This window comes from Kitasatospora sp. NPDC098652, assembly GCF_044760155.1.
GTDB lineage: Bacteria > Actinomycetota > Actinomycetes > Streptomycetales > Streptomycetaceae > Kitasatospora.
In genome coordinates, this window is sequence record NZ_JBIWAQ010000003.1 from 178,646 (window position 1) to 200,904 (window position 22,259).

General features: G+C 73.3%; 18 protein-coding genes and 1 pseudogene. 8 read left to right on the forward strand and 11 right to left on the reverse strand.

Going from position 1 to position 22,259, the window contains the following annotated elements; all coding sequences use genetic code 11:
* Window position 1 precedes the first annotated feature (1 nt).
* The 5 genes from aspA to ACIQWA_RS08770 form a co-directional block, all read right to left on the reverse strand.
* The gene (gene aspA, locus ACIQWA_RS08750; protein WP_402480008.1) at window positions 2–1,411 is read right to left on the reverse strand and encodes an aspartate ammonia-lyase; all 1,410 of its coding nucleotides are present in this window, start codon (window positions 1,409–1,411) and stop codon (window positions 2–4) included.
* A 40-nt stretch (window positions 1,412–1,451) separates the two neighbouring features.
* Window positions 1,452–2,468, reverse strand: coding sequence for an asparaginase (locus tag ACIQWA_RS08755; protein WP_402480011.1), 1,017 nt, complete (start codon window positions 2,466–2,468; stop codon window positions 1,452–1,454).
* A 101-nt stretch (window positions 2,469–2,569) separates the two neighbouring features.
* A complete protein-coding gene (locus ACIQWA_RS08760; protein WP_402480014.1) occupies window positions 2,570–4,090 on the reverse strand; it encodes an amino acid permease in 1,521 nt (506 codons plus the stop codon).
* Window positions 4,087–4,764 carry a FadR/GntR family transcriptional regulator gene (locus tag ACIQWA_RS08765; protein WP_360229148.1) on the reverse strand — a complete coding sequence of 226 codons (678 nt, stop codon included), beginning with the start codon at window positions 4,762–4,764 and terminating at the stop codon, window positions 4,087–4,089. The genes ACIQWA_RS08760 and ACIQWA_RS08765 overlap by 4 nt, the downstream gene beginning before the upstream one ends.
* A gap of 174 nt (window positions 4,765–4,938) precedes the next feature.
* On the reverse strand, window positions 4,939–6,021 hold the full coding sequence (locus ACIQWA_RS08770) for a lactonase family protein (RefSeq protein ID WP_402480017.1): 1,083 nt from the start codon (window positions 6,019–6,021) through the stop codon (window positions 4,939–4,941).
* 533 nt (window positions 6,022–6,554) lie between these two features.
* Here ACIQWA_RS08770 and ACIQWA_RS08775 point away from each other — a divergent pair.
* Entirely contained in the window at window positions 6,555–7,580 is a 1,026-nt protein-coding gene (locus ACIQWA_RS08775; protein ID WP_402480019.1) for a ScbA/BarX family gamma-butyrolactone biosynthesis protein, read from the forward strand.
* A gap of 108 nt (window positions 7,581–7,688) precedes the next feature.
* Here the strand turns inward: ACIQWA_RS08775 and ACIQWA_RS08780 are convergent, their stop codons facing one another.
* The gene (locus ACIQWA_RS08780) at window positions 7,689–9,173 is read right to left on the reverse strand and encodes an MFS transporter (RefSeq protein WP_402480021.1); all 1,485 of its coding nucleotides are present in this window, start codon (window positions 9,171–9,173) and stop codon (window positions 7,689–7,691) included.
* On the reverse strand, window positions 9,170–9,583 hold the full coding sequence (locus ACIQWA_RS08785) for a MarR family winged helix-turn-helix transcriptional regulator (protein WP_402480867.1): 414 nt from the start codon (window positions 9,581–9,583) through the stop codon (window positions 9,170–9,172). The genes ACIQWA_RS08780 and ACIQWA_RS08785 overlap by 4 nt, the downstream gene beginning before the upstream one ends.
* Before the next feature lie 195 nt (window positions 9,584–9,778).
* On the opposite strand from ACIQWA_RS08785, the gene ACIQWA_RS08790 reads away from it, so the two are divergent.
* Entirely contained in the window at window positions 9,779–10,444 is a 666-nt protein-coding gene (locus tag ACIQWA_RS08790; protein WP_402480024.1) for a response regulator, read from the forward strand.
* Window positions 10,445–10,510: 66 nt separating this feature from the next.
* Here the strand turns inward: ACIQWA_RS08790 and ACIQWA_RS08795 are convergent, their stop codons facing one another.
* The 4 genes from ACIQWA_RS08795 to ACIQWA_RS08810 form a co-directional block, all read right to left on the reverse strand.
* Window positions 10,511–11,773: a sensor histidine kinase gene (locus ACIQWA_RS08795; RefSeq protein WP_402480027.1), complete on the reverse strand. Its 1,263-nt coding sequence runs from the start codon at window positions 11,771–11,773 to the stop codon at window positions 10,511–10,513.
* A 269-nt stretch (window positions 11,774–12,042) separates the two neighbouring features.
* On the reverse strand, window positions 12,043–13,437 hold the full coding sequence (locus tag ACIQWA_RS08800; protein WP_402480029.1) for an FtsX-like permease family protein: 1,395 nt from the start codon (window positions 13,435–13,437) through the stop codon (window positions 12,043–12,045).
* 5 nt (window positions 13,438–13,442) lie between these two features.
* Window positions 13,443–14,216, reverse strand: coding sequence for an ABC transporter ATP-binding protein (locus ACIQWA_RS08805; RefSeq protein ID WP_402480031.1), 774 nt, complete (start codon window positions 14,214–14,216; stop codon window positions 13,443–13,445).
* Window positions 14,213–15,061: a hypothetical protein gene (locus ACIQWA_RS08810; protein ID WP_402480034.1), complete on the reverse strand. Its 849-nt coding sequence runs from the start codon at window positions 15,059–15,061 to the stop codon at window positions 14,213–14,215. Before ACIQWA_RS08810 ends, ACIQWA_RS08805 begins: the two co-directional genes overlap by 4 nt.
* 109 nt (window positions 15,062–15,170) lie before the next feature.
* On the opposite strand from ACIQWA_RS08810, the gene ACIQWA_RS08815 reads away from it, so the two are divergent.
* The 6 genes and pseudogenes from ACIQWA_RS08815 (at window position 15,171) to ACIQWA_RS08840 (ending at window position 22,182) form a co-directional block, all read left to right on the forward strand.
* On the forward strand, window positions 15,171–15,692 hold the full coding sequence (locus ACIQWA_RS08815) for a hypothetical protein (protein ID WP_402480036.1): 522 nt from the start codon (window positions 15,171–15,173) through the stop codon (window positions 15,690–15,692).
* An 82-nt stretch (window positions 15,693–15,774) separates the two neighbouring features.
* Window positions 15,775–16,677, forward strand: coding sequence for a ketopantoate reductase family protein (locus ACIQWA_RS08820; protein WP_402480039.1), 903 nt, complete (start codon window positions 15,775–15,777; stop codon window positions 16,675–16,677).
* Between the two features lie 6 nt (window positions 16,678–16,683).
* Window positions 16,684–17,324: pseudogene (locus ACIQWA_RS08825) on the forward strand (IS5 family transposase); the annotation flags it as partial.
* Between the two features lie 326 nt (window positions 17,325–17,650).
* Complete coding sequence (locus ACIQWA_RS08830) at window positions 17,651–19,030, forward strand: DUF1254 domain-containing protein (RefSeq protein WP_402480042.1); 1,380 nt, start codon at window positions 17,651–17,653, stop codon at window positions 19,028–19,030.
* A 359-nt stretch (window positions 19,031–19,389) separates the two neighbouring features.
* On the forward strand, window positions 19,390–21,249 hold the full coding sequence (locus ACIQWA_RS08835) for a PxKF domain-containing protein (RefSeq protein ID WP_402480044.1): 1,860 nt from the start codon (window positions 19,390–19,392) through the stop codon (window positions 21,247–21,249).
* Between the two features lie 336 nt (window positions 21,250–21,585).
* Complete coding sequence (locus tag ACIQWA_RS08840; protein ID WP_402480046.1) at window positions 21,586–22,182, forward strand: DUF6817 domain-containing protein; 597 nt, start codon at window positions 21,586–21,588, stop codon at window positions 22,180–22,182.
* Window positions 22,183–22,259 lie beyond the last annotated feature (77 nt).

Sequence of the window (22,259 nt, forward strand, 5' to 3'; positions counted from 1 at the left end):
GTCAGACCACCGGAGCACTGGTACCCGCGAGCACCTCGGGCCGGAGCAGGGCGGCGAGCCGCTCGGCCGGGAGCAGCCCCTTCTCCAGGACGAGTTCGGCCACGCCCCGGCCGCTGGCGAGGGCCTCCTTGGCGATGTCGGTGGCGGCCGTGTACCCGATGTGCGGGTTGAGGGCGGTCACCAGGCCGATGGAGTTCTCGACGCTCGCGCGCAGCACCTCGGTGTTGGCGGTGATGCCGACCACGCAGCGCTCGGCGAGGGTGAGGCAGGCGGCGCGCAGGTGGGTGATCGACTCCGAGAGCGAGTGGAGGATGATCGGCTCGAAGGCGTTGAGCTGGAGCTGTCCGGCCTCGGCGGCCATGGTGACGGCGACGTCGTTGCCGATCACCTCGAAGGCGACCTGGTTGACGACCTCGGGGATCACCGGGTTGACCTTGCCGGGCATGATGCTCGAACCGGCCTGCACCGGCGGCAGGTTGATCTCACCGAGGCCCGCACGCGGCCCCGAGGACAGCAGGCGCAGGTCGTTGCAGCTCTTCGAGAGCTTGACGGCGATGCGCTTGAGCACCCCGGACATCTGGACGAACGCCCCGCAGTCCTGGGTGGCCTCGACCAGGTTGGCCGCCGTGACGAGCGGCAGCCCGGTGAGCTCGGCGAGGTGCCGGCGGGCGGACTCGGCGTACCCGGCCGGGGCGTTGAGGCCGGTGCCGATCGCGGTGGCGCCGAGGTTGATCTCCAGGATCAGCTCGACGGCCTCCGCCAGCCGGCTGCGGTCCTCGTCGAGCATGACCGCGAAGGTCGAGAACTCCTGGCCGAGCGTCATCGGCACGGCGTCCTGCAGCTGGGTGCGGCCCATCTTGAGGACGTCGCGGAACTCGACGGCCTTACGGGCGAAGGCGTCCTGGAGGACGGCCATCGCGTCGAGCAGGCCGCGCACGGCGAGGACGGTCGCGATCCGGACGGCCGTCGGGTAGACGTCGTTGGTGGACTGGCCCAGGTTGACGTGCTCGTTGGGGTGCAGGTGCCGGTAGTCGCCCTTGGCGTGCCCCAGCAGCTCCAGCGCCCGGTTGGCGATGACCTCGTTGGCGTTCATGTTGGTCGAGGTGCCGGCGCCGCCCTGGATGACGTCCACGACGAACTGCTCGTGCAGCTTTCCGGCGCGGATCTCCTGGCAGGCGGCGACGATCGCGGCGGCCTTCGCGGGCTCCAGCAGGCCGAGTTCCTCGTTGGCGAGGGCGGCGGCCTCCTTGACGGCGGCGAGGGCGTCGATCAGGTGCGGGTAGGTGGAGATGGGCGTGCCCGTGATGGGGAAGTTCTCGGTGGCGCGCAGCGTGTGGACGCCCCAGTAGGCGTCGGCGGGGACGTCGCGGTCTCCGAGCAGGTCGTGTTCACTACGGGTGGCGGCGGTCATGGGGGTGCGGTCCTCTTCCTCGGTGGAACGGTGGGTCGGGTCAGACGGGGGCGGGCAGGGCCGACGGGTCGAGCGCCGCCACCGGCCGGACGCCGCCGACGGGCCGGCCACCGCCGGTCGTCGGCTCGCCCGCGAAGCCGGTGAGCAGCCGCGGTTCGACTCCCGCCAGGGCGAGCGCGGCCGCCGCCACCGGGACGCGCGCCCGGTTCGCCCCGTCGGCGATCTTCACCGCGATGGCGCGGCCGTCCGGCAGCGCGGCGACCTGCACGCCCTCGAAGCCGTCCTTGGCCAGCAGTCCGGGCACCGCGTGCATCAGCGCGGCCGTGTCCCGGCCGGCGCCGGAGGCCATCTCCGGGTGCGCGCGCAGCGCGTCGGCCACCCGGAACTCGGGCGTCCCGGGCGCGCCGGTGGCGATCCGGGCGGCGGCGCGGGCGAGGCCGTGCAGCGAGACGGCGAACAGCGGGGTGCCGCAGCCGTCGACGCTGACCCGCGCGATGCGTTGACCGGTGAGTTCCTCTACGACCCCGGCGATCACCCGCTGGAGCGGGTGGGTGGGATCGTCGTAGTCCGTCAGCGGCCAGCCGTTGAGCTTGCAGAGGTAGAGCATCGCGGCGTGCTTGCCCGAGCAGTTCTGGGCGAGCCGGGAGGGCGGGCGGCCCTCCCGGATCCAGGTGTCGCGCACTGCGGGGTCGTACGGGAGGTCCGGGACGTTGCGCAGGTCGTCCTCGCCGAGACCGGCGAATTCCAGGATCCGCCGGGCTCCGGCGAGGTGGCGTTCCTCGCCGGAGTGGCTGCCCATCGCGAGGGAGAGGAGTTCGCCGTCGAGCGGCAGCCCGGCCCGCACCATGGCGACGGCCTGGAGCGGCTTGAGGGCGGACCGCGGGTAGCAGGCGACCTCGATGTCGCCGAGCCGGAACCGGACTTCGCCGTCGGCGTCGAGGACGACGACCGAGCCGTGGTGGACCCCCTCGACCATGCCGCCGCGGGTGACGTGGGCGACGGGGACGTGCCGGGGCTCGCGGATCGCGGGTGCGTCCGCGGGGGTGGTTCTGTGCATCACTGCCTCGCTGGGTGGTGGTTCGCTTGCTGCTCCGCCGGCCGGGCGGGCGGCCCTCGACAGCCGCGGGGGCGCCCCCGCGCCGAAGGCCGCCCCCCGGGTCAGCCGTCGGACCGGGCGCCGTCGCGCGCGAGGCGGCGGCGGAGCGCGTACCAGCCGGCCACCAGCGCGGCGGCGATCAGTGGTACGCAGAGCACGGTGGTGCGTCCGGCGCCGCCGTCGGCGTACATCAGGACCAGGACGGTGGCCAGGAAGGCCAGCGTCACGATCTCGGTCCAGGGCGAGCCCGGCAGCCGGTAGGAGGGGCGGGCCAGTTCGCCGGCCCGGGTCTTCCGCCAGAAGAAGAGGTGGCAGACCATGATCATGCCCCAGGTGGCGAGGATGCCGATCGCCGCGAAGTTGAGCACGATCTCGAACGCGTCCGCGGGCACCACGTAGTTGAGGCCCACGCCGAGGACGCACATGCCGCTGGTCAGCAGGATGCCGCCGTACGGCACCTGACTGCGGCTCATCCGGGCGGTGAAGCGCGGGGCGGAGCCGCTCACGGCCATCGAGCGCAGGATGCGGCCGGTGGAGTAGAGGCCGGAGTTGAGCGAGGACATCGCCGCGGTGAGGACCACCAGGTTCATCACGCTGCCCGCCGCCGGCACGCCGATGTGGGACAGCACCGTCACGAACGGGCTCTGGCCGGAGCTGTACCGGTTCCAGGGCATCAGCATCGACAGCAGCACGACCGAGCCGACGTAGAACAGGCCCACCCGCCACATGATCGAGTTGATCGCCTTCGGCATGATCTTCTCGGGGTTCTCGGTCTCCCCGGCCGTGACGCCGACCAGTTCGACGGAGGCGTAGGCGAAGACGACACCCTGGATGATCAGCAGCATCGGCATCAGGCCGTTGGGGAAGATCCCGCCGTTGTCGGTGATCAGGGACGGGCCGGGAACGGCGCCGTCAACCGGGTGTTGGGTGACCAGCAGGAAGATCGCGATGCCCATGAAGACCAGCAGCGCGCCGACCTTGACGATGGCGAACCAGAACTCCAGTTCGCCGAAGATCCGCACCGAGATGAGGTTCACCGTCAGCACCACGGCCAGGGCTATGAGCGCGATCACCCACTGCGGGATGTCGGAGAACAGGTGCCAGTAGTGGGTGTAGGTGGCGACGGCGGTGATGTCGGCGATGCCGGTGGTCGCCCAGTTGAGGAAGTACATCCAGCCCGCGGTGTACGCGCCCTTCTCCCCCAGGAACTCCCGGGCGTACGAGACGAAGGCACCGGAGGACGGGCGGTACAGGACGAGCTCGCCGAGCGCGCGCACGACGAGGAAGGCGAAGACGCCGCAGACGGCGTACGCGACGAACAGGGAGGGCCCGGCGTCGGCGAGGCGGCCACCGGCGCCCAGGAACAGGCCGGTGCCGATGGCACCGCCGATGGCGATCATGTTGACGTGCCGGGGCTTCAAGGACTTGCTGTAGCCGGCGTCACCGGCGTCGACGTGCCGGGCCGTGGGGGTGGTGGGGGTGGTGGGGGTGGTGGGGGCCGTGGGGGTGGTGGGGGCCGTGGGGGTGGTAGGGGCGTTGGGGGTCGTGGGGCGCTTCTCGTCTTCGAGGAACTGCTCGCTCACGCCTCAGCTCTGCCTTCCATGGGGGTCTCCGTGCGCCTGGGGTGCACGATGTCGGTGAGGGTCGCCTCGACGCGGTGAAGGTGGTGCGACATCGCCGCTACCGCGTCGGGCTCGGAACCGTCGACCAGCGCCTCGACGATCGCCCGGTGCTCGCAGTTGGACTGCTCGCGTCGATCGCCCAGCTCGTTGAGGAATGCCGACTGACGCGCCAGTGCGTCGCGGATCTCCTCGATGACCCGACGGAAGACCGGGTTGCGGGAGGCCTCGGCCACCGCCAGGTGGAAGACGGTGTCCAGGGCGACCCACGCGGTGGTGTCGGTCTCCCGCTCCATCCGGTCGAGCAGGTGGGCCAGCTGGTCCAGGTCCTCCGGGGTGCGGCGCAGCGCCGCGTACCCGGCGACCGGGATCTCGACGTGCCGGCGCACCTCCAGCAGGTCGCTGGCTGCGTAGTCGCCGAAGGTCGGGTCCTCGACCGTGTTCGCCACGACGAAGGTGCCCTTGCCGGTCTTCGAGACGGTCAGACCCATGGCCTGGAGCGCCCGGAGCGCCTCCCGCAGCACGGGCCGGCTGACCTCCAGGGTCCGGCACAGCTCCGCTTCGGAGGGGAGCTTGTCCCCCACGACGTACTCGCCGCGCTCGATGGCGCTGCGCAGGTGGCCGAACACTGCTTCCATCGCGCTCACGCGCCGGGGGGCCGACCCTGCTGTCTGGCTGTCTGACAGGTTCACAGGGCGATCCTGGGGCTTGCGGCCGGAGGGTGTCAAGATGTTGAGAGCGCTCACATGGGAACGCTCACATAACTGCCGGTGCCCGACGGCTCACGCGCGCCGGGCACCTCGGGCCTCCGCTCAGCGGGCGATCGGCAGGACGGACGTGGGCTCGGTGACCACCAGGGGCTCCCCGGCCGGGCTCAGCCGGCCGGTGGACGGGTCGCGGTGGAAGGCCGTGACCGTGTCGGAGCGCTGATTGGCGCAGAAGAGCAGCCGGCCGTCCGGGGTGAGCGCGATGTCGCGCGGCCAAGTCCCGCCGCAGGGAACGGCGGTGAGCAGCTCCACGGAGGCGCCGTCATCGCGGACGGCGTGGACCGAGATCGCGTCGTCGCCGCGGTTGGTCGTGTAGAGGAAACCGCCGTCGCCGGACATCCGGACAGCGGCGGCGGAGTTGGCGTTCGGCGCGCCCGGATCCTGTCGGGTCTCGACCTCGGCGAACGGTTCGAGGCGGCCGGAGAGCGCGTCCCAGGTGCACACCGTGAGGGTGGAGGAGAGCTCGTTCAGGACGTAGGCGTACCGGGCCGACGGGTGGAACACGAGGTGCCGGGGGCCCCTGCCCGGCGGCAGTTGCACCGTCCGGTGGGCGCTGAGCGGGCCGTTGTCCGGATCGAAGGCGTAGACGTACACCCGGTCGGTACCGAGATCGGTGCACAGCAGGAACCGCCCGTCCGGCGAGGGGGCCGCCATATGGGCGTGCGGGGAGGTGAGCAGGTCCCCGGAGGCCTCCCGGCCCGGGTGCCGGATGGTCTGCACCGGCTCGTCGGTGGCGACCGTGCCGTCGGCGCCGATGGGGACGACCGAGAGGACGCCGTCGCCGTAGTGGGCCACGAAGACGTGCGAACCGCTGGGGTGGACGGCGAGGTGGCACGGGCCCGCACCACCGCTGGCAGCGGCGGCGGGCGGCCCCTCGCCCTCGGCCCCGGAGTCCGTCCGGAGGGAGACGACCCGTCCGACCGCCTGTTCCAGGACGGTGTGGACGACGGCGCGTGTCGGGTCGACGGCCGCATAGGAAGGGTGGTCGAGCGGCAGTCTGCGGAGGAGGCTCATGGCGCCGGTGCCGTCGTAGCCGACCGTGCACAGCCCCGCGCCGGAGACGTCGGCCGGGGCGGCGCTGCCGATGACCAGCAGTCCGCCGGGCGACGTGGTCGAAGGATGGTTCACGAAGGCCTGCTCTCTGCTCTGTGCCCTCTGCTCGATGCCCTCTGTTCTCTGCTCTCTGCTCTCTGCTCTCCGGGTGGCATCGTCTCGGTGGCAGCGGGGCCGTGAGGTGGGGCGGGAAGTGCCGAAGTCTATCCGGCGCCCGAACGCCGGCACACCCGTCGAGCGGGTGGTACGGCGCGGCAACTGGGCTTTCCGATCGGCCGTTTGACGGCCCCGTGACAGGTCGGGCGCCGGCCTGGCTCCCGCGTCCGTCACCGCAAGCGCCGCCCGAGCCGGTGACGCCCCTGCGCCCAGCGCTTGTGATGATGGAGGCGTCAACCCGGGTCGTCGGCATCACCGCAGGTGAACGGCCGTGTGCTGACCGTCTAGGTCAGCGGTCGGGCGCGGACGGACGACCCCGACGTTGACACGGCTGCGCTCGGCCGCCGACGCACCTTCGTCCCGGCTCCCCGACGAACGGACCGGCAGGTGCGTACCCCCACGAGCCCTGAGCAGCCGGCCCCGCCCACCCCGGTCCCTTGGAGCACTCCCCCATGTCCCTGCTCGCTCACCCCGCCCGTGTCCTCACCCCGGCCGCCGCTGTCCTCACCCCAGCCACCGCGGCCTTCGGCACGCCCCCCGAGCCAAGCCGCCCGGCCGTTCCGGCCGCCCCGGCACCCCGATTGACCAGCACCGTCGCCAAGGAGTACGTCCACCGGGCCTGCCACGCCGAGGTCTTCATCACCGGCAGCGAGCCGCTCGGCGACACCGCGTTCACCGTCACCGCCCAGTGGCCGCGGGCGCACACCTTCTTCAGCACCCCGGACGGAACCCGGTACGACCCGATGCTCGCCGCCGAAACGGTTCGCCAAGCCGGGCTCTACCTCGCCCACAGCCGGTACGACATCCCGCTCGACCACCGATTCCTGATGTGGAACCTCGACTACACCGCCCGCGCCCACCGGCTGTCCATCGGGGCGACACCCACCGACCTCACCATCGAGGCCAGCCTCCTCCCCCGGCCCCGGCGCACCCGCAGCACGATCGACTTCACCTTCACCGCAACCGTCCGCCGAGGCCCCCACCTGGCCGCGACCGGCGAGGCCCGCTTCACCACCGTGCCGGACTCCACCTACCGCCGGCTGCGCGGCGCGCGCCCCGCGAGCGGCCCGATACCGGTCGCGGCTGCGGCGGGGGACGACCGGCGCCTGCCACCGGCCCTGGTCGGCCGGGCCCGGCCCTGCGACGTCGTCCTGACCCCGACCGGCACCCCCGGCGCCTGGTACCTCACCCCCGACCTCCGGCACCCGATCCTGTTCGACCACGCCGGCGACCACATCCCCGGCATGGTGCTGCTGGAGGCCGCCCGCCAGGCCGCCAACGCCCTCGCCGCCCCGGTCACCGTCACCGCCGCGGCCACCACCTTCCACCGCTACGCCGAGCACGACGCGCCCACCACCGTCACCGCCCGGCACACCCCCGGTGAGGACCCGGACGCCCTGACCACCACCGTGACCGGGCACCAGCACGGCGAGCCGATCTTCACCACGATCCTCACCGGCCGACCCGACCGGCCCTGACCCGCGGGCCCTCGGCACGGCCCGGGCGCGCCCCGTCCGGCCTGTCCGGCCCGTCCGACTGCGGATCGGACGGGCCGGACAGGCCTGCTCCTACGGGTCGACTGTTCGTCAACTCCCTTGGGAGACAGTGCTTCCGAGTCGGCCGAGCGAGCGGTCGGGGAGGACGAGGAGGAAGAGCAGGGCCGCACCGCCGAACATGAACAGCGCGAGGTGGTGCAGCCCGGCCGTGGTGGCGCCGTGCGGGAAGAAGGCCGCGTTGGCGGCCGAGGCGGCCATCGCCCCGAGGTACATGAAGGTCCGCAACAGCCCGGCCGCGGAGGCGATGGCGGCCGGGTCGGCCTGGTGGTAGAGCGCGGTCTGGTTGCCGAGGCCGATCAGCCCCTGCGGAATGCCCGCCAGCACCCCGACTGCGATCAGCAGCACCGGAGGACTCGCCGACCCCGCCGTCAACAGGGCCGCGCAGGCGGCCATCTGGACCACCGCGCCGACCACCAGCTTTCCGCGCACCGCCGCACGGCGACCGGTCACACCGGAGACCGTGAGGGCGGTGAGCGAGAGCGGGAGCAGCACCAGCCCGGCGGACGCGGCACTCAGACCCCGCCCCTGCTCCAGCCACTGGGTGTAGCCGTAGAGGAAGGCGTAACTCGCCGTGTAGCCGAGCACCTGGCGCAGGTAGGTGGCGATCAACGGAGGGTTGCCGGCCAGGGCCCGCAGGTCGATGAACGGGCTGCGGGCCCTGGTCTCCCGGAAGACGAATCCGGCACCGGCCAGGACCGCGAGCACCGGCAGGTACCAGCGCTCCGCCCCGGGCCGCATCACGAACAGCATCAGCGCCAGCAGGAGGACGGCGAACAGGGCGATCCCGGACCGGTCCAAGCGCTCCCCGGCGTCCCGGCGCGGGGCGGCGGCGGGCAACCGGGCGGCCCCGAGCACCAGGCAGGCCAGCGACAGCGGGACGTTGACCGCGAAGATCGCCCGCCAGCCGCCCAACCCGATCAGCAGGCCGCCGAGCGTCGGCCCGATCACGGCGATGGTCTGGTTGGCGACGGCGAGCACCGTCAGCACCCCGGTGGGACTGTCCCGCCCGGTCCGCTCGGCCTCGCTGCGGGTGAGGTGCATCGCGGCCGGATACGCGGCGGAGGTACCGATCCCGAGCAGCACCCGGGCGACGACCAGCACTCCGAGGGTGGGCGCGAGCACGCCGACCAGTCCGGCCAGGCCGACCAGCGCCGTCCCGGCCAGGTAGAGCCGGCGCGGCCCGTAGGTGTCCACCAGCCGGCCGATCACCGGCTGGCCGACGGCGGTCGCGAGGTAGAGACCGCTCACCAGCCAGGCCGTCTCGGCGGGCGGCGCCCCGAAGGCGGTGCCGACGGGCACCAGGGCCACCGCGATCATCGAGGAGTTGATCGGGTTGAGCACCGAGCCCAGCACCATCGGGGCGAGCAGTCGGCGGTCGAAGCCGTCGCCGGGCGCGGCCTGCCCGTCGGCCCCGGTGGGCGCTCCTGCCCGGGCCGAGGCCGACGGCTCCGCCGCCCGCTCCGTGCCCTGGCGCCGGGAGCGGAGCCGCGCCAGCAACGTCGACGGGCCGGTCATCGCCGGTTCAGCCGGTCCAGCAGGGGCAGCGCCGCCAGGACGGTGGCGCGCTCGGCCTCGGTGAGCTCCTGCTGCAGCGCCTGGGCCAGCCACTCCTCACGGGCCCGGCGGCTGTCCGCGATCCACTCCAGCCCGGTCACGCTCAGGTCCACCACCTGGCGGCGCCCGTCCTCGGGGTCGGGACGGCGGGCGATCAGCCCGTGCGCCTCCAGCGCGGCCAGCGTCGCGGCCATCGACTGCGGCCGGACCCGCTCCGCGGCGGCCAGCGCGCTCGCGGAGGCCGGCCCGTCGGTGATCAGGCGGTTGAGCACCGCGGTCTGGGAGGGGGTGAGGCCGGTGGCGCCCTGCCCCTTCTCCTTGAGGGTCCGGCGCAGCCGGCTGAACACGGCCCGGAGCTCCCGGGCGGCCAGCGCGGCCGTGTCGACCGGGACCTCCGGAACGGCTGGGGTCTCCGGAACAGCCGGGGGCTCCGGAACGGCTGGGGCGGTTCGTTTCTCGGTCACCACTCCACGGTAATTTCATCAGTCCAAACTGTCCAGCCTTGCTGTAGATATTGTTCCGCACCCGGCCCCACCGTCCACCCGGACGGTCCGGATAATGGCGTCATGATCGACAAGCAGCTCCGCGTCGTCCTCGCCGAGGACTCGGTGATCCTCCGCGAGGGGATGGTCGAGCTCCTGACCGCCCGCGGGTGCGCGGTGGTCGCCACCGCGGGTACGGCCCCGGAACTGGTCGCCGCCGTCACCGAGCACCGGCCGGACGTGGCCGTGGTGGACATCCGGATGCCGCCCACCCACACCGACGAGGGGATCCGGGCCGCAGTCGAGATCCGGGCCACCGCACCCGGGGTCGGCATCCTGGTCTTCTCCCAGCACGTGGAGACCGCCTGGGCCGCCCGGCTGTTGGCCGACGGCGCCGCCGGCATCGGCTACCTGCTCAAGGAACGGGTGGCCCGCACCTCCGAGTTCGTGGACGCGCTGCACCGGGTCGCCGCGGGCGGCACGGCGCTCGACCCGGAGATCGTCAACGGGCTGATGCACGGCGGACGGCGCAACCGGGTGGACTCGCTCACCCCCCGCGAGCGCGAGGTGCTGGAGCTGATGGCCCAGGGCCACTCCAACCGCTCGATCGCGGGACGGCTGGTGGTCTCCGAGCGCGCCGTGGAGAAGCATGTGGCCGCCGTGTTCGGCAAGTTCGACCTGCCCGCGACGGACGCGGACAACCGCCGGGTCAAGGCCGTCCTGGCCTACCTCGCCGAGACCGGGGCCTGAGCTGCCCGGCACGCCGCCGGACGCGCCGCCCGGCACACCGCCCGTCCCACCGCCGTACGGGCGGCCTCACAGCCTGCTCGGCAGCTCCGCGGTGACCACCGTTGGCCCACCGGGCGGGCTGTCCACCCGCAGCCTCCCGTCCACCGCCGCGAGGCGCTCAGCGAGCCCGGCCAGCCCCGTCCCCGCACCGATCCCGGCGCCCCCGCGCCCGTCGTCGCGGACCGTCAGCCGGACCCGGCCGTCGACCGCACTCGCCGTCAACTCGACCGCCCGGGCCCCGCTGTGCTTGGCCACGTTGCTGAGCAGTTCGGCCGCGCAGAAGTAGACCGCGCGCTCGATCACCTCCGCCGGGCGCTCCCGCAGGTCCAGCCGGAGCGTCACCGGCACCGGCGAGGTGGCGGTCAGCGCGGGCAGCGCCTCGGCCAGGCCGCCGTCCAACGCCACCGGGTGGATGCCCCGGGTCAGCCGGCGCAGCCCGGTGATGGTGTCGTCGGTCTGCCCGCGCGCCCGGTCGACCAGGGTGCGCAGCCGCCCGAGGTCGGCACCGACACCGGCACCGGTCCCCACCCCGACCCCGGATGCCTCCGGATCACCGAGGGCGTCGTCCGCCAGCGAGAGGGTGATGGCGAGCGCGACCAACTGCGCCTGGGTGCCGTCGTGCAGGTCGCGTTCGAGCCGCCGCAGTCGGTCCGTGTTCTCGGCGAGCAGGGTGGCGCGGGCGTGCTCCAGCTCACGCACCCGCTGCTGCGAGCGCACCGGTCCGAGCAGCGCCCGGGCCAGCGCGCGGTTGGCCCGGCTCAGGGCCCGCAGTACGGCCGGTACGACGGCCAGCACCGCGAGGCCCACCGGCGGCCCGGCGACGTCCAGCCAGTCGACCGGTCGCGGCCCGGGCTCCAACAGCCGTACCCAGAGCGGAAAGCCCGCCAGCCACACCGAGCTGAGCGGCAGTCCGACCACGGTCAGGAAGCCGAGCACGCCGAGCGGCAGCCGGAGCAGCAGGTAGAGCAGCGCCCGCCAGGCGACCGGGTCGGTCAGTACGGCCCGCCCCCGGGCCAGCAGCCCCGAGGGGTGCGCCGACGCCGGTGGCGCGGCCACGCGTTCGCCCAACAGCCGCCCGACCAGCCGCCGGTGCAGCCCGCCGATCCCGCGTGCCCCGGCCAGGGCGGCCGCGACGAACGGCAGCCCCAGGACGGTGAGCGAGAGCAGGGCGCCCGCGTAGAGCACGGCCACCGCGTAGACACCGCCCAGTACTCCGAGCGGCAGTCCGAGGACGGCGAACGCCACCTCACCGCCCCGCACCGACAGTCCGCGCCGCCACCGAGTCACCACGTGCCCCACCGTTCACCGATCAACCGACCCCCAGCATCCCTCAGCCGCCACCGGATCCGCCGCACGCCCGGACCCTCCCTCACCGCAGGCCACCTCACGGCCCCGAACCTCCTCTCACCTCTGCACTTCTCATCCGCCCTCGGCCCTCCTCAGCCGTCCTCGGCCCTCCTCGGCCGCCCGAAGCCGTCCTCGATCGCCCGCAACCGTCCGTCTCCCCACTCACCCCCACTCACCCCCACTCACCCCCGCTCACCCCCGCTCACCCCCGCTCACCCCCGCTCACCGCCCACCTCCTCCACCGCGCGCCCGCCGATCGCCCAGAGCCCGGTGCCCACGATCCCCGGTACCGTCAGCACCGCCGCGCCCGCCACCACCCAGCCACAGGCGGCCCCCGGCACCACCGGCAGCAGCGACCCGGTGACCGCCCGACTGAACGCCCCGGTCGCCGCGGCCGCCACCGCCGCGCCGAGCAGCACGCCCACCGCCGTGGTCAGGACGGCCTCGACGAGGAGCATCCGCAGCAGCTGCCGCCGCGTCGCCCCGACCAGCCGGAGCAGCGCGAACTCGCGCCGGCGGTCGGCGGTCAGCGCGACCAGGGTGTTGACCGTGGAGACCGCCGCGAAGCCGGCCAGCAGGCCCAGCTCCGCCTGCCGCAGCCAGACGTCGCTGGCCTTGGTGACGCTGGTCGTGGCCCCGGTCGCCAGGGCCGCCCGCTCCGCCGTGCCGGTCATGATCAGCATGGTGGCCGAGAGCCCCACCAGCAGCGCGACCGGGACCACCGCCGAGGAGAGCCGGACCGCGTAGCCGCGCAGGTTGGCGTCCGCCAGCCAGCCGACCCGGGGCAGCAGCGCCCGGACCGGGGCACCGAGCACCGCCACCGGCAGCCGGGCCAGCACCGGCCCCAGCAGGGCGACCGCGACCAGCAGCACCAGAGCGCCGAGCAGGGCCGCCTGCCCCGCCTTGTCCAGTTGCTCGGCCGGTCGGCTGCCGGCCAGCCGCAGCAGCAGGCCGCCGCCCACCAGCACCGCCCCGCCGACCAGCAGCCGCAGCACGCCCGTCCACCGTTGCCCGACCGCGCTGTCGGTCAGCGCGGCCGCCGGGGCGGGCCGGGTGATCCGCCGGACCGTGAGCCCGGTGGCCGCCAGGCCGACCAGCAGCGCGACCGCGAGCGCGATCAGCCCCGGCACCGGTGTCCCGGGTATCCACAGCCCGGGTGCGGCCATCCCGCGCCGCTGCAGCGCGGCGAGGAAGGCCCGGGCGGCGAAGTGGCCCGCCGCACCGCCCGGAACGGCCGCCGCCAGCACTGTCACCGTGACCTGGAGGCGCACCAGCCGCCGGATCTGGCGGGGCGTCGCCGCGACCGTGCGCAGCAGGGCGAGGTCGCGGTGCTGCTGGCGAAGGGTGAACCCGAGCGCATTCACCACCACGAACAGCGCGACCAGGACGGCGATCTCACCGAAGGCTCCGGCGATCACCAGCAGCCCGGGCCCGGTCACCGCCGCCCGCGCCACCGGGGCCGGCGCCGTGACCTGGGCGGCAACCAGGGAACCGAACAGCGTCACCGCCGCCACCGCCAGGAACAGCGCCGCCGCGAGCCCGGCGAAGGCCGCCGGCCGACGCCTGATCTGACCGACCGCCAGGGTCGGCACGGAACCGCCACGCATCGCCCTCACCCACCCAACCTGCTGAGCCGCTCGCCGACCTGCGCTGCCGTCGGCCGGTCCAGTTCGTCCACCAGCAGGCCGTCCGCCAGCAGCAGCACCCGGTCCGCGTAGCCGGCGGCCACCGGATCGTGGGTGACCATCACGCACGTCCGCCCGTCCTCGTCCACGCCCGCGCGCAGCAAGTCCAGGACGTCGCGCCCGGTCGCGCGGTCCAACGCACCGGTGGGCTCGTCGGCGAACAGCACCTCGGGCCGGGCGGCCAGCGCGCGGGCGATGGCCACCCGCTGCTGCTGGCCGCCGGACAGCCGGCCCGGCCGGTCCCGCTCCCGCCCGGCCAGCCCGACCCGGGCCAGCGCCTCCCGTACCCGGGCCCGCTCCGGCGGGTGCCCGGCCAGCCGCCCCGGCAGTTCGACGTTCTGCGCGACCGTCATCGCGGGCATCAGGTTGAAGGCCTGGAAGACGAACCCCACCCTGGTGCGCCGCAGCTCGGCGAGCCGCCGTTCGGGCAGGCCGGACACCTCCGTACCGCCCCAGCGGACGGTGCCCCGGGTGGGGCGGTCCATCCCTGCCAGGCAGTGCAGCAGGGTGGTCTTGCCGGAGCCCGAAGGCCCCATCACCGCCGTGAAGGTGCCCGGCGCGAAGGCCACGGACACCCCTCGCAGCGCCCGGACGGCGGCCGCGCCCCGCCCGTACTCGCGGTGCAGCCCCTCGCCACTGAGCGCCGCCTCCGTCACCCCGCTGTGCGCCGCCCGGTCGGCGGCTGTCGTGATCCCGTTCATGCTCCCAATCCTGGACATCCGGGACGACCGGGTCGATTGTGCTGGCACCCCAATCCGGGGTTCGGAAAACCGAACCCCGGAGGTGGTGCTACGCCCCCTCGGCCCCAGCCTGTGTCCGCCAGGCCCAGATCGCGTTGGCCCCATGGTCGTGCCGGTACTCGTGCCAGGGGACGGCCCCGACCCGCTCCACTGCCTCCGAGCCGGAGCAGGCAGGCGGTGACCTCCGCCGGGAAGGGCTGCCCGCCGACCCCCAGGCAGTGCGTCACCAGGGTGCGCACCTCCCGCGCCGGGTGGTCGGCGTGGCGCAGCGTCAGGCCCTCCATCCCCCCGGGGTGGTCGCGCATCAGCAGCGCCTGGAGGACCTCCGCGAGCTGCTCTCCGTCGGTCTCCTCCGTCGTCCAGGCGGCGAGCAGCTCGGCCTCCTCGTCCTCGAAGGAGGGGAACGGGGCCGACCGCACCGTCCGGTTGGTCGCCAGGAAGGAGGCCACGAACCGGCGGTGGCGCGGGTCCGGGTGCCGGCGGTGCGCCGTCACCGCTTCCCAGGTCGGCCTGCCGGGCCGCTGCGCGAGGACGTAGCGGCACTCCGCCCCGTCGGCGTGGAGGTCGTCGGGCTGCCGCACGGCCCTGGCCACCAGCTCGTCGACCGGGGTGACGATCCGGAAGCTCCACTCCAGCACCGTCAGCACGGCCCCTGCCCGGCCCGGACGGTGAGCCCCGTGGGCCACCGCGTGGTCGAAGCCGGCCACTGCCGCGCACAGCGCCGGCAACCCGTCCCCACCCCGCGCGTCGGGGTCGGCCCCGGCGCCGAGCACCGCCCGCACCGCCTCCGCGTCCCGGGCCCGCACCGCCTCCGCCTCCGCCTCCCCGCACCGACCCTAGCCGGCTCGCGCTCCGTGACGCCCGCCACGGCGGAACGGACTCCCGTCGGCGGGGCCGAGGAGGAATCATGATCGGGTGACCATCGACCTGCTGCCCGGCCGAGGCGTCCGCCTGCCCGCCCCGCTGCCCGAACTGCGCTTCGGCCTCGGTGAGGAGGCCGTGCGCGCGCTGCTGGCCCCGCACGGCGAGCTGCTGCCGGACGGGGTGCACCCGACCTTCGTCTGCGGCACCAGCTGGGCCCTGGGCTTCGGACTCCCCGGGGTGGGCGTCACCCTGTCCGGGGGCGAGGACGGCGGCCTGGAAGGGGTCTCGGTGGGCCTGAACCGGTACGACGACCGGCCCGCCTGCCCGGTCGGCTACCTCGGGATCGACGTTTTCGGCTGGCCTGCCCGGGAGTTGGCCGAAGCTCTGCGCGCCCAGGGCCTGCCGGTACCGGACCCGGAGCACGGCACGCTGCGCCACCACGAGCTCTACCTCCACGCGAGCGGCGGCCGCCCGCCCCGCCCGGCCCCCGGCCGCAAGGCCCGCCACGAGGCGCCCTACCACTTCGACTTCGTCTCGCTCCACCGCACCACCGCCACCGAGGCCGCCCGATGAACTCCCCGGAGTCGACCCCCGCCCCCGAACACCCCGCTCACCCACCGGTCACCAACCCCTCCCACCCCACGAAGGAGTCAGCATGACCACCACCCCCCTCACCGTCGCCGTCCTCGGCCCCGGCGGCGTCGGCGGCCTGATCGCCGGGCTGCTCGCGCGCGACGGCCACCGCGTGATCTGCCTGGCCGGTGAGCGGACCGCAGCCGTCCTGGCCCGGGACGGACTGCACGTGCGCAGCACCCAGTTCGGCGAGTTCACCGCCCGGGTCGAGGCCGCGACCGAGCTCGGCGAACCGGTCGACGCCGCCTTCGTGACCGTCAAGGAGACGGCCCTGACCGCCGCACTCGACCGGATGCCACCGAAGTCGCTCGGCACCGGCATCGTGGTGCCGCTGCTCAACGGCCTGGACCACATGGCGCTGCTGCGCGGGCGCTACCCGGCCGGGCAGGTGGTGGCCGGCACGATCCGGGTCGAGGCCACCCGTACCGCGCCGGGCCGGATCGAGCACACCAGCCCGTTCGCGGCCGTGGAACTCGCCGGTCCGGTGGCGGAGTTCGCCGAGCGGCTGCGGCACACCGGGCTGGACGTCACGCTCCGCGAGGACGAGACCGCGATGCTCTGGAGCAAGCTCTCCTTCCTCGCCCCGTTCGCCCTGCTGACCACCCGGTACGCCGACGGCATCGGCGTGGTGCGCGCCGAGCACCGGGACGAACTGCTCGCCGTCCTGGACGAGATCACCGCCGTCGCCGACGCGGTCGGCGCCCCGGCGGACGCGCGGGCGCTGCTCGCCGCCTTCGACCGGGTCCCCGCCGGGATGAGGTCCTCGATGCAGCGGGACGTCGAGGCGGGCCGGCCCACCGAGCTCGACGCGATCGGCGGCGCGGTGCTCCGGGCCGCCGAGGCCCACTCCGTCCCCACCCCGACCATCGCCCGGCTGGTGCGCGAGCTCTCCTGGGCAGTTTCTCTCGGATCATCTGATCGTTAGTCTGGTGTGCCGTTAACTGACGCGCAGTGGGAGCGAATAGAGCCGTTGTTGCCGGACCGGACGCCGAAACGGGGCGGGCGGTGGCGCGATCACCGGCAGGTGATCGACGCGATTGCGTGGAAGTTCCAGACAGGCTCGCAGTGGGTTCACCTGCCCGCTGAGTACGGCTCGTGGAAGGGCATCTACACCCGGCTGCGGAACTGGGCGATCGATGGCACCTGGGAGCGGGTCTTCACCGCCCTGCTCGCCCAGGCCGACGCCGAGGGCGACCTGGACTGGGTCGTCTCGGTGGACTCCACGATCGTCCGCGCCCGCCAGAACGCCACCGGGGCCCGCAAAAAGAGGCACCGGCCGACGAGCCTGCCCACCACGCCATCGGACGCTCCCGTGGCGGGCTGTCCACCAAGATCCACCTCGCCGCGGACAGCCGCTGCCGCCCGCTGTGCTTTTTCCTCACACCCGGCCAGGCCGGCGACGCACCTGCGTTCGAGCACGTCATGGCTGCCCTGCTCGTGCCGAGGCCGGTCGGCAGGCCGCGCACCCGGCCCATCGTGGTCCTGGCCGATCGTGCCTACTCGTCCCGGGCCATCCGCGAGCACCTGCGGCGACGCAATATCCGGACGGTGATCCCGCAGCCGGCCGACCAGCCGGAGTAGCAAGGACCCCCACTGCTCCGGCCCTCCGCGTCGCCGTACACCGATCGGATAGCGCCATTCGACAGCCGGGCAAAGGCGGAGTGTGCCGAGCGGACGCTCCGTCAGGCGCCCAGTCGTCTGCGCAGTTCGGCACGGGCCTGCGGCGTATGCCACGCCCCGGGCCCCCGATGCCGGGCTGTGTCCCCTGTGACTGGCGGGCAGTGAGGAGCGTTGGACTCCAATTGTGAAGGGCCTTCACCTTGGCCTGATCCTTCGCTGCGGCTGCCACGAACCGGGCACTAGCGTCGCTGCTCCAACACACCGGAAGGGACGACGGCATGGCCTCAACGCCCCACCCCGAGCACCAGCACCGCGATCAGGCCGCGGCAACGGACGTCTACGTCTTCGGCTACGCGCTGATCATGATGGAGCTGACCCGCCAACTGCAGACGAACACCGTCAAGGTGAACGCGACGCAGGCACCCACCAATCAGTTCTGTCAGTGGACCGCGCCGCCCACACCCGAAATGAAGGACGTGGTCCGCCCCAACGTGGACACGCTCTACTCGCTGGCATGGATCGACCTGGCAGCCGAGCCGATGGTGCTGGCGGTGCCGGTGATGGAACCCGGCCGCTACTGGCTGATGCAGCTGATGGACGCCTGGTCGAACACCTCGTTCAAGTCGCCCAGCAGCATCGCCCCGCTCGGCACCCCGACCACCGACCCGTCCTCCGGTGCCGAGGTCTACGCCTACGCGCTGACCGGACCGGGCTGGGAGGGCGAACTCCCCGACGACGTGCACCACGTGCCCATGGAGACCGACACCGTCTGGCTGCTGGGCCGCATCGAGCTGTTCGGCCTGGACGACGAGCAGGTGAGCGCCGTCACCGCGTACCAGGACCTGATGCGGCTGCTGCCGCTGAGCGCCTGGCCCGACAACGGCACCTACGTTCCACCGGACGGCACCTACGACCCCGCCGTCTCCACCGCCCCGCCGTCCGAGCTGATCAACGCCCTCAGCGGCCCCGACTTCTTCGCCCGGCTGATCGAGCTGCTGCCCAGCACCCCGCTCAACCCGGCGGACCCGGTCATGAGCGCCACCCTGGCCGAGCTGGGCGTCTACCCCTACGACCCCGCCAGGCTCCCCGACGCCCAGGTCCTGGACCGGGCCAAGGAGGAGGGCCTCACGATCATCACCCAGCACCAGGGGCCCGACCCGATCAACGGCTGGGCCTTCGCCAAGACCGACATCGGCTACTACGGCACCGACTACGTGCAGCGCGCCTACGTCGCCCTGATCGGCCTGGGCGCCAACCTGCCCGAGGACGCCCTCTACCCCAGTACCGGCGGGCAGTCGACCGACAGCACCGGCAAGCCGATCCGCTACACCCTCACCTTCCCCGCCGGCCAACTGCCGCCCGTCAACGCCTTCTGGTCGCTGACCGCCTACGACGCCGAGTCCTTCCTCGTCGCCAACCCCGCCGAGATCTACGCCGTCGGCCACTTCACCCCGCCGTGCTCCGACCCGGACACCGGTGCGACCACCCTCTACCTCAGTGCCGTCGCGCCCGAGGACGACTCCCTGCCCAGGACCAACTGGCTCCCGATCCCCACCAGCGGCAAGTTCTCCGTCACCCTGCGGCTGTACGCCCCGCAGACCAACGAGATCCCCGACGACTGGCCGCCGGCCCTGACCGAGGTCAGGCCGCAGGACTGACAGACCCAAACCGGCCCCCTACCCGGCCGGAGCGGCTGCTTCGACCCGCCCCGAAATCCCGGCGCCCGGGTGGGTGCCGGCACCCGCCGTCCCGGCCGAGCAACGGACCCGAGGTGATCCCCTGTGGCACCGGGGAACTGCGGTACACGCTCGCCGGGGCGGTGGACTGCGCGGGGTCGACCCTGGGCGCGGTACCGCGGCTGCCCGCCAGTCAAGATCGGCCTCATTTGATCAATTAAAGTCCATGCCATGAACAGAATATGACAACTGATGTGACATCAGAAAGGTTGTGAATAGCATGAGTTGAATCGGAACGATTGAATCCGATCGGACCCCTCCGAGAGGTGGAACCCACGCTCATGGCCCTTGGCCGACGCCCGGTACCCGAAGGCCGCCTGCGGCGCAGCGCCGGGGCGGCGCTGGCGATCGTGGTCCTCGGGGCCGTCGGCGCGGTGCTGCCGGCCGTGCCCGCGCACGCGGCGGCCGAGCCCGCACCGCTGCTCTACATCACCAACTTCGGGTACGGCACCGTCACCGCCCTCGACCCGGCGACCGGGTCGACGGTCGCCAGCATCCCGGTCGACGGCGGGCCGCAGAACGTGGCGGTCACCCCGGACGGCAAGCAGGTGTGGGTCAGCGGCCGCTTCGTCCACAACATCTCGGTGATCGACACCACCACCAACACCGTCACCGGTACCGTCGAGCTCGGCGCGGGCCACACTCCGATGCCGGTGGTCTTCTCCCCGGACGGCGCCCACGCCTACGTCACCTACCAGGAGGGTGGGGTGGAGGTGGTCGACACGGCCACCGGGACGGTCACCGCCACCCTCGCGACCGGCGCCGACCCGGCAGGCGTCGCGATCTCCCCGGACGGCGGCCGACTCTATGTCACCAGCTCCCGCAACAACACGGTGTCGGTGGTCGACACCGCCAGCGACACCGTCACCGCCACCGTCCCGGTCCAGAACGTGCAGCGGCTGGCGGTCAGCCCCGACGGCGCGCACGTGTACGCCACCTCCAAGAGGAACACCCTCTCGGTGATCGACACCGCCACCGCGACGGTCACCGCGACGGTCACGGTCGGCGTCTTCCCGCAGGGCGTGGCCGTCACGCCGGACGGCAACTACGTCTACACCGCCAACGAGACCAACTCGGTGTCGGTGGTCGACACCGCGACCAACACCGTGGTCGCCACCATCCCGACCAAGAAGTGGTCGTACGCCATCGCGATCTCCCCGGACGGCGCCCACGCCTACATCAGCAGCCCCTCCGCCGGCGTCATGACCACGCTCGACACCGCGACGAACACCGTCGCCGCCACCGCCCCCGCCGGCTACGGCGGCTACGACATCGCGCTGGACGCCCCCGTCCCGCCCGCCGTCACGGGCCTGGCCCCCGACCACGGCCCGACCACCGGCGGCACCACCGTCACCCTGACCGGCAGCCACCTGTACGGCACCACCGGCGTCTCCTTCGACGGCGCCCCGGCGGGCAGCTTCACCGTCGTCAACGACACCACTGTCACCGCGACCGCCCCCGCGCACGCGGCCGGCACCGCCAACGTCTCCCTCACCGCCCGCGGCCGCACCGCAACCGCGGGGGCCTACACCTACCAGGCCCCCGCGCCGGTCGTCACCGGCGTCGCCCCCGCTCAGGGGCCGCTGGCGGGCGGCAACACGGTGACCATCACCGGCAGCAACTTCACCGGAGCCACCGCCGTCACCTTCGGCTCCACCCCGGCGGCGGCCTTCACCGTCGACACCGACACCCGGATCACCGCGACCGCCCCCGCCGCGAGCGGCGTCGGTGCGGTCGGCGTCACCGTCACCACCCCGGGCGGCACCAGCACCGCCGCGCAGTACGGCTACGTCTACCCGTTCAGCGGCTTCCAGGCGCCGGTCGCCAACCCGCCGGCCGTCAACGCGATCAAGGCCGGACGCGCCGTCCCGATCCAGTTCGGCCTCGGCGGCGACCGCGGCCTCGGCGTGCTGGCCACCGGCCAGCCCACCGTGCAGCAGACCGACTGCACCACCGGCGCGGCCATCGGCTCACCCGTCCCCGCCCAGACCGCCGGCAACAGCACCCTGCAGTACGACCCGGCCAGCGGCACCTACACCTATGTCTGGAAGACCGACAAGGCCTGGAGCGGCACCTGCCGGACCTTCACCCTCGGCCTGAACGACGGCACCACCCACACCGCGCTCTTCCAGCTCCGCTGACCCGAGCCGACACCGGGAGGCCGCCACCGGAACACCGGTGGCGGCCTCCCGCACGAGCATGGCCCCGGTAACAGTAGCTGGCCCAACACGGCCTCGTGGATCGCCAAAAGGGTCGACCGCAGCCGCGAACACGGCTCTGTACGGTCTTCGCCATCCGCGCCCACTGCGCGTCAGTCAACGGCACACTAGACCAGAAACGGCCTAGCGGGTACGCAACGCCTAGAAACGCCTCGAACTCCCGTCGTCGAAACGCCGCGTGGGCCGATGACGGGCGTGAGAGACCTCACGGTCGGCCCCGGTTGTGGGGCGCTCCGGCACAGGAGTAGAACTCGTCAGGTGACATCACCCGACCGCCGCACCGCTCCCGCGCGGAGCCACGTGGAGGAGTTCCTGCGCTCCCACGAGGCCGACCGGATCCCGCACCCGGGCGGCACCCTGCTGGACCACCTGACCCGGGTGGCGGCCCGGTTGGCCGACTGGGGCACCGATTCCGCCGTCCAGGTGGCCGGGCTCTGCCACGCCGCGTACGGGACCGACGGGTTCGACGGCGCCCTGCTCACCCTGGACGAACGGACCACCCTGGTCGACCTCCTGGGCGACCGCGCCGAGGCGATCGTCTACCTGTACGCCAGCTGCGACCGGTCCGCCGTCTACCCGCGCCTGGGCCGGGACGAAGCGCCGCTGTTCCACGACCGGTTCACCGGCGAGGACCACACCCCGCCGGAGGAGGACCTGCGGGCCTTCCTCGCCATCACGGCCGCCAACGAGCTCGACGTGTTCGTCCACAACGCCGAGCTGGCCGCCCGCTACGGGCCCGGCCTGTACGAACTCCTGTCCCGCAGCCGCACCTTGCTCCCGCCGACCGCGTGGCGGGACTGGCAGGACTGGCAGGACCGGCAGGACCGGTTCCACCGGCAGAACCGCCTGAGCTGACGGTCCGTCAACCCCTCATCCGTAGTTGCCTCTTTCCCGACCGTTCACCCGTCGCACCGGAACCGCCGCACGAGCAC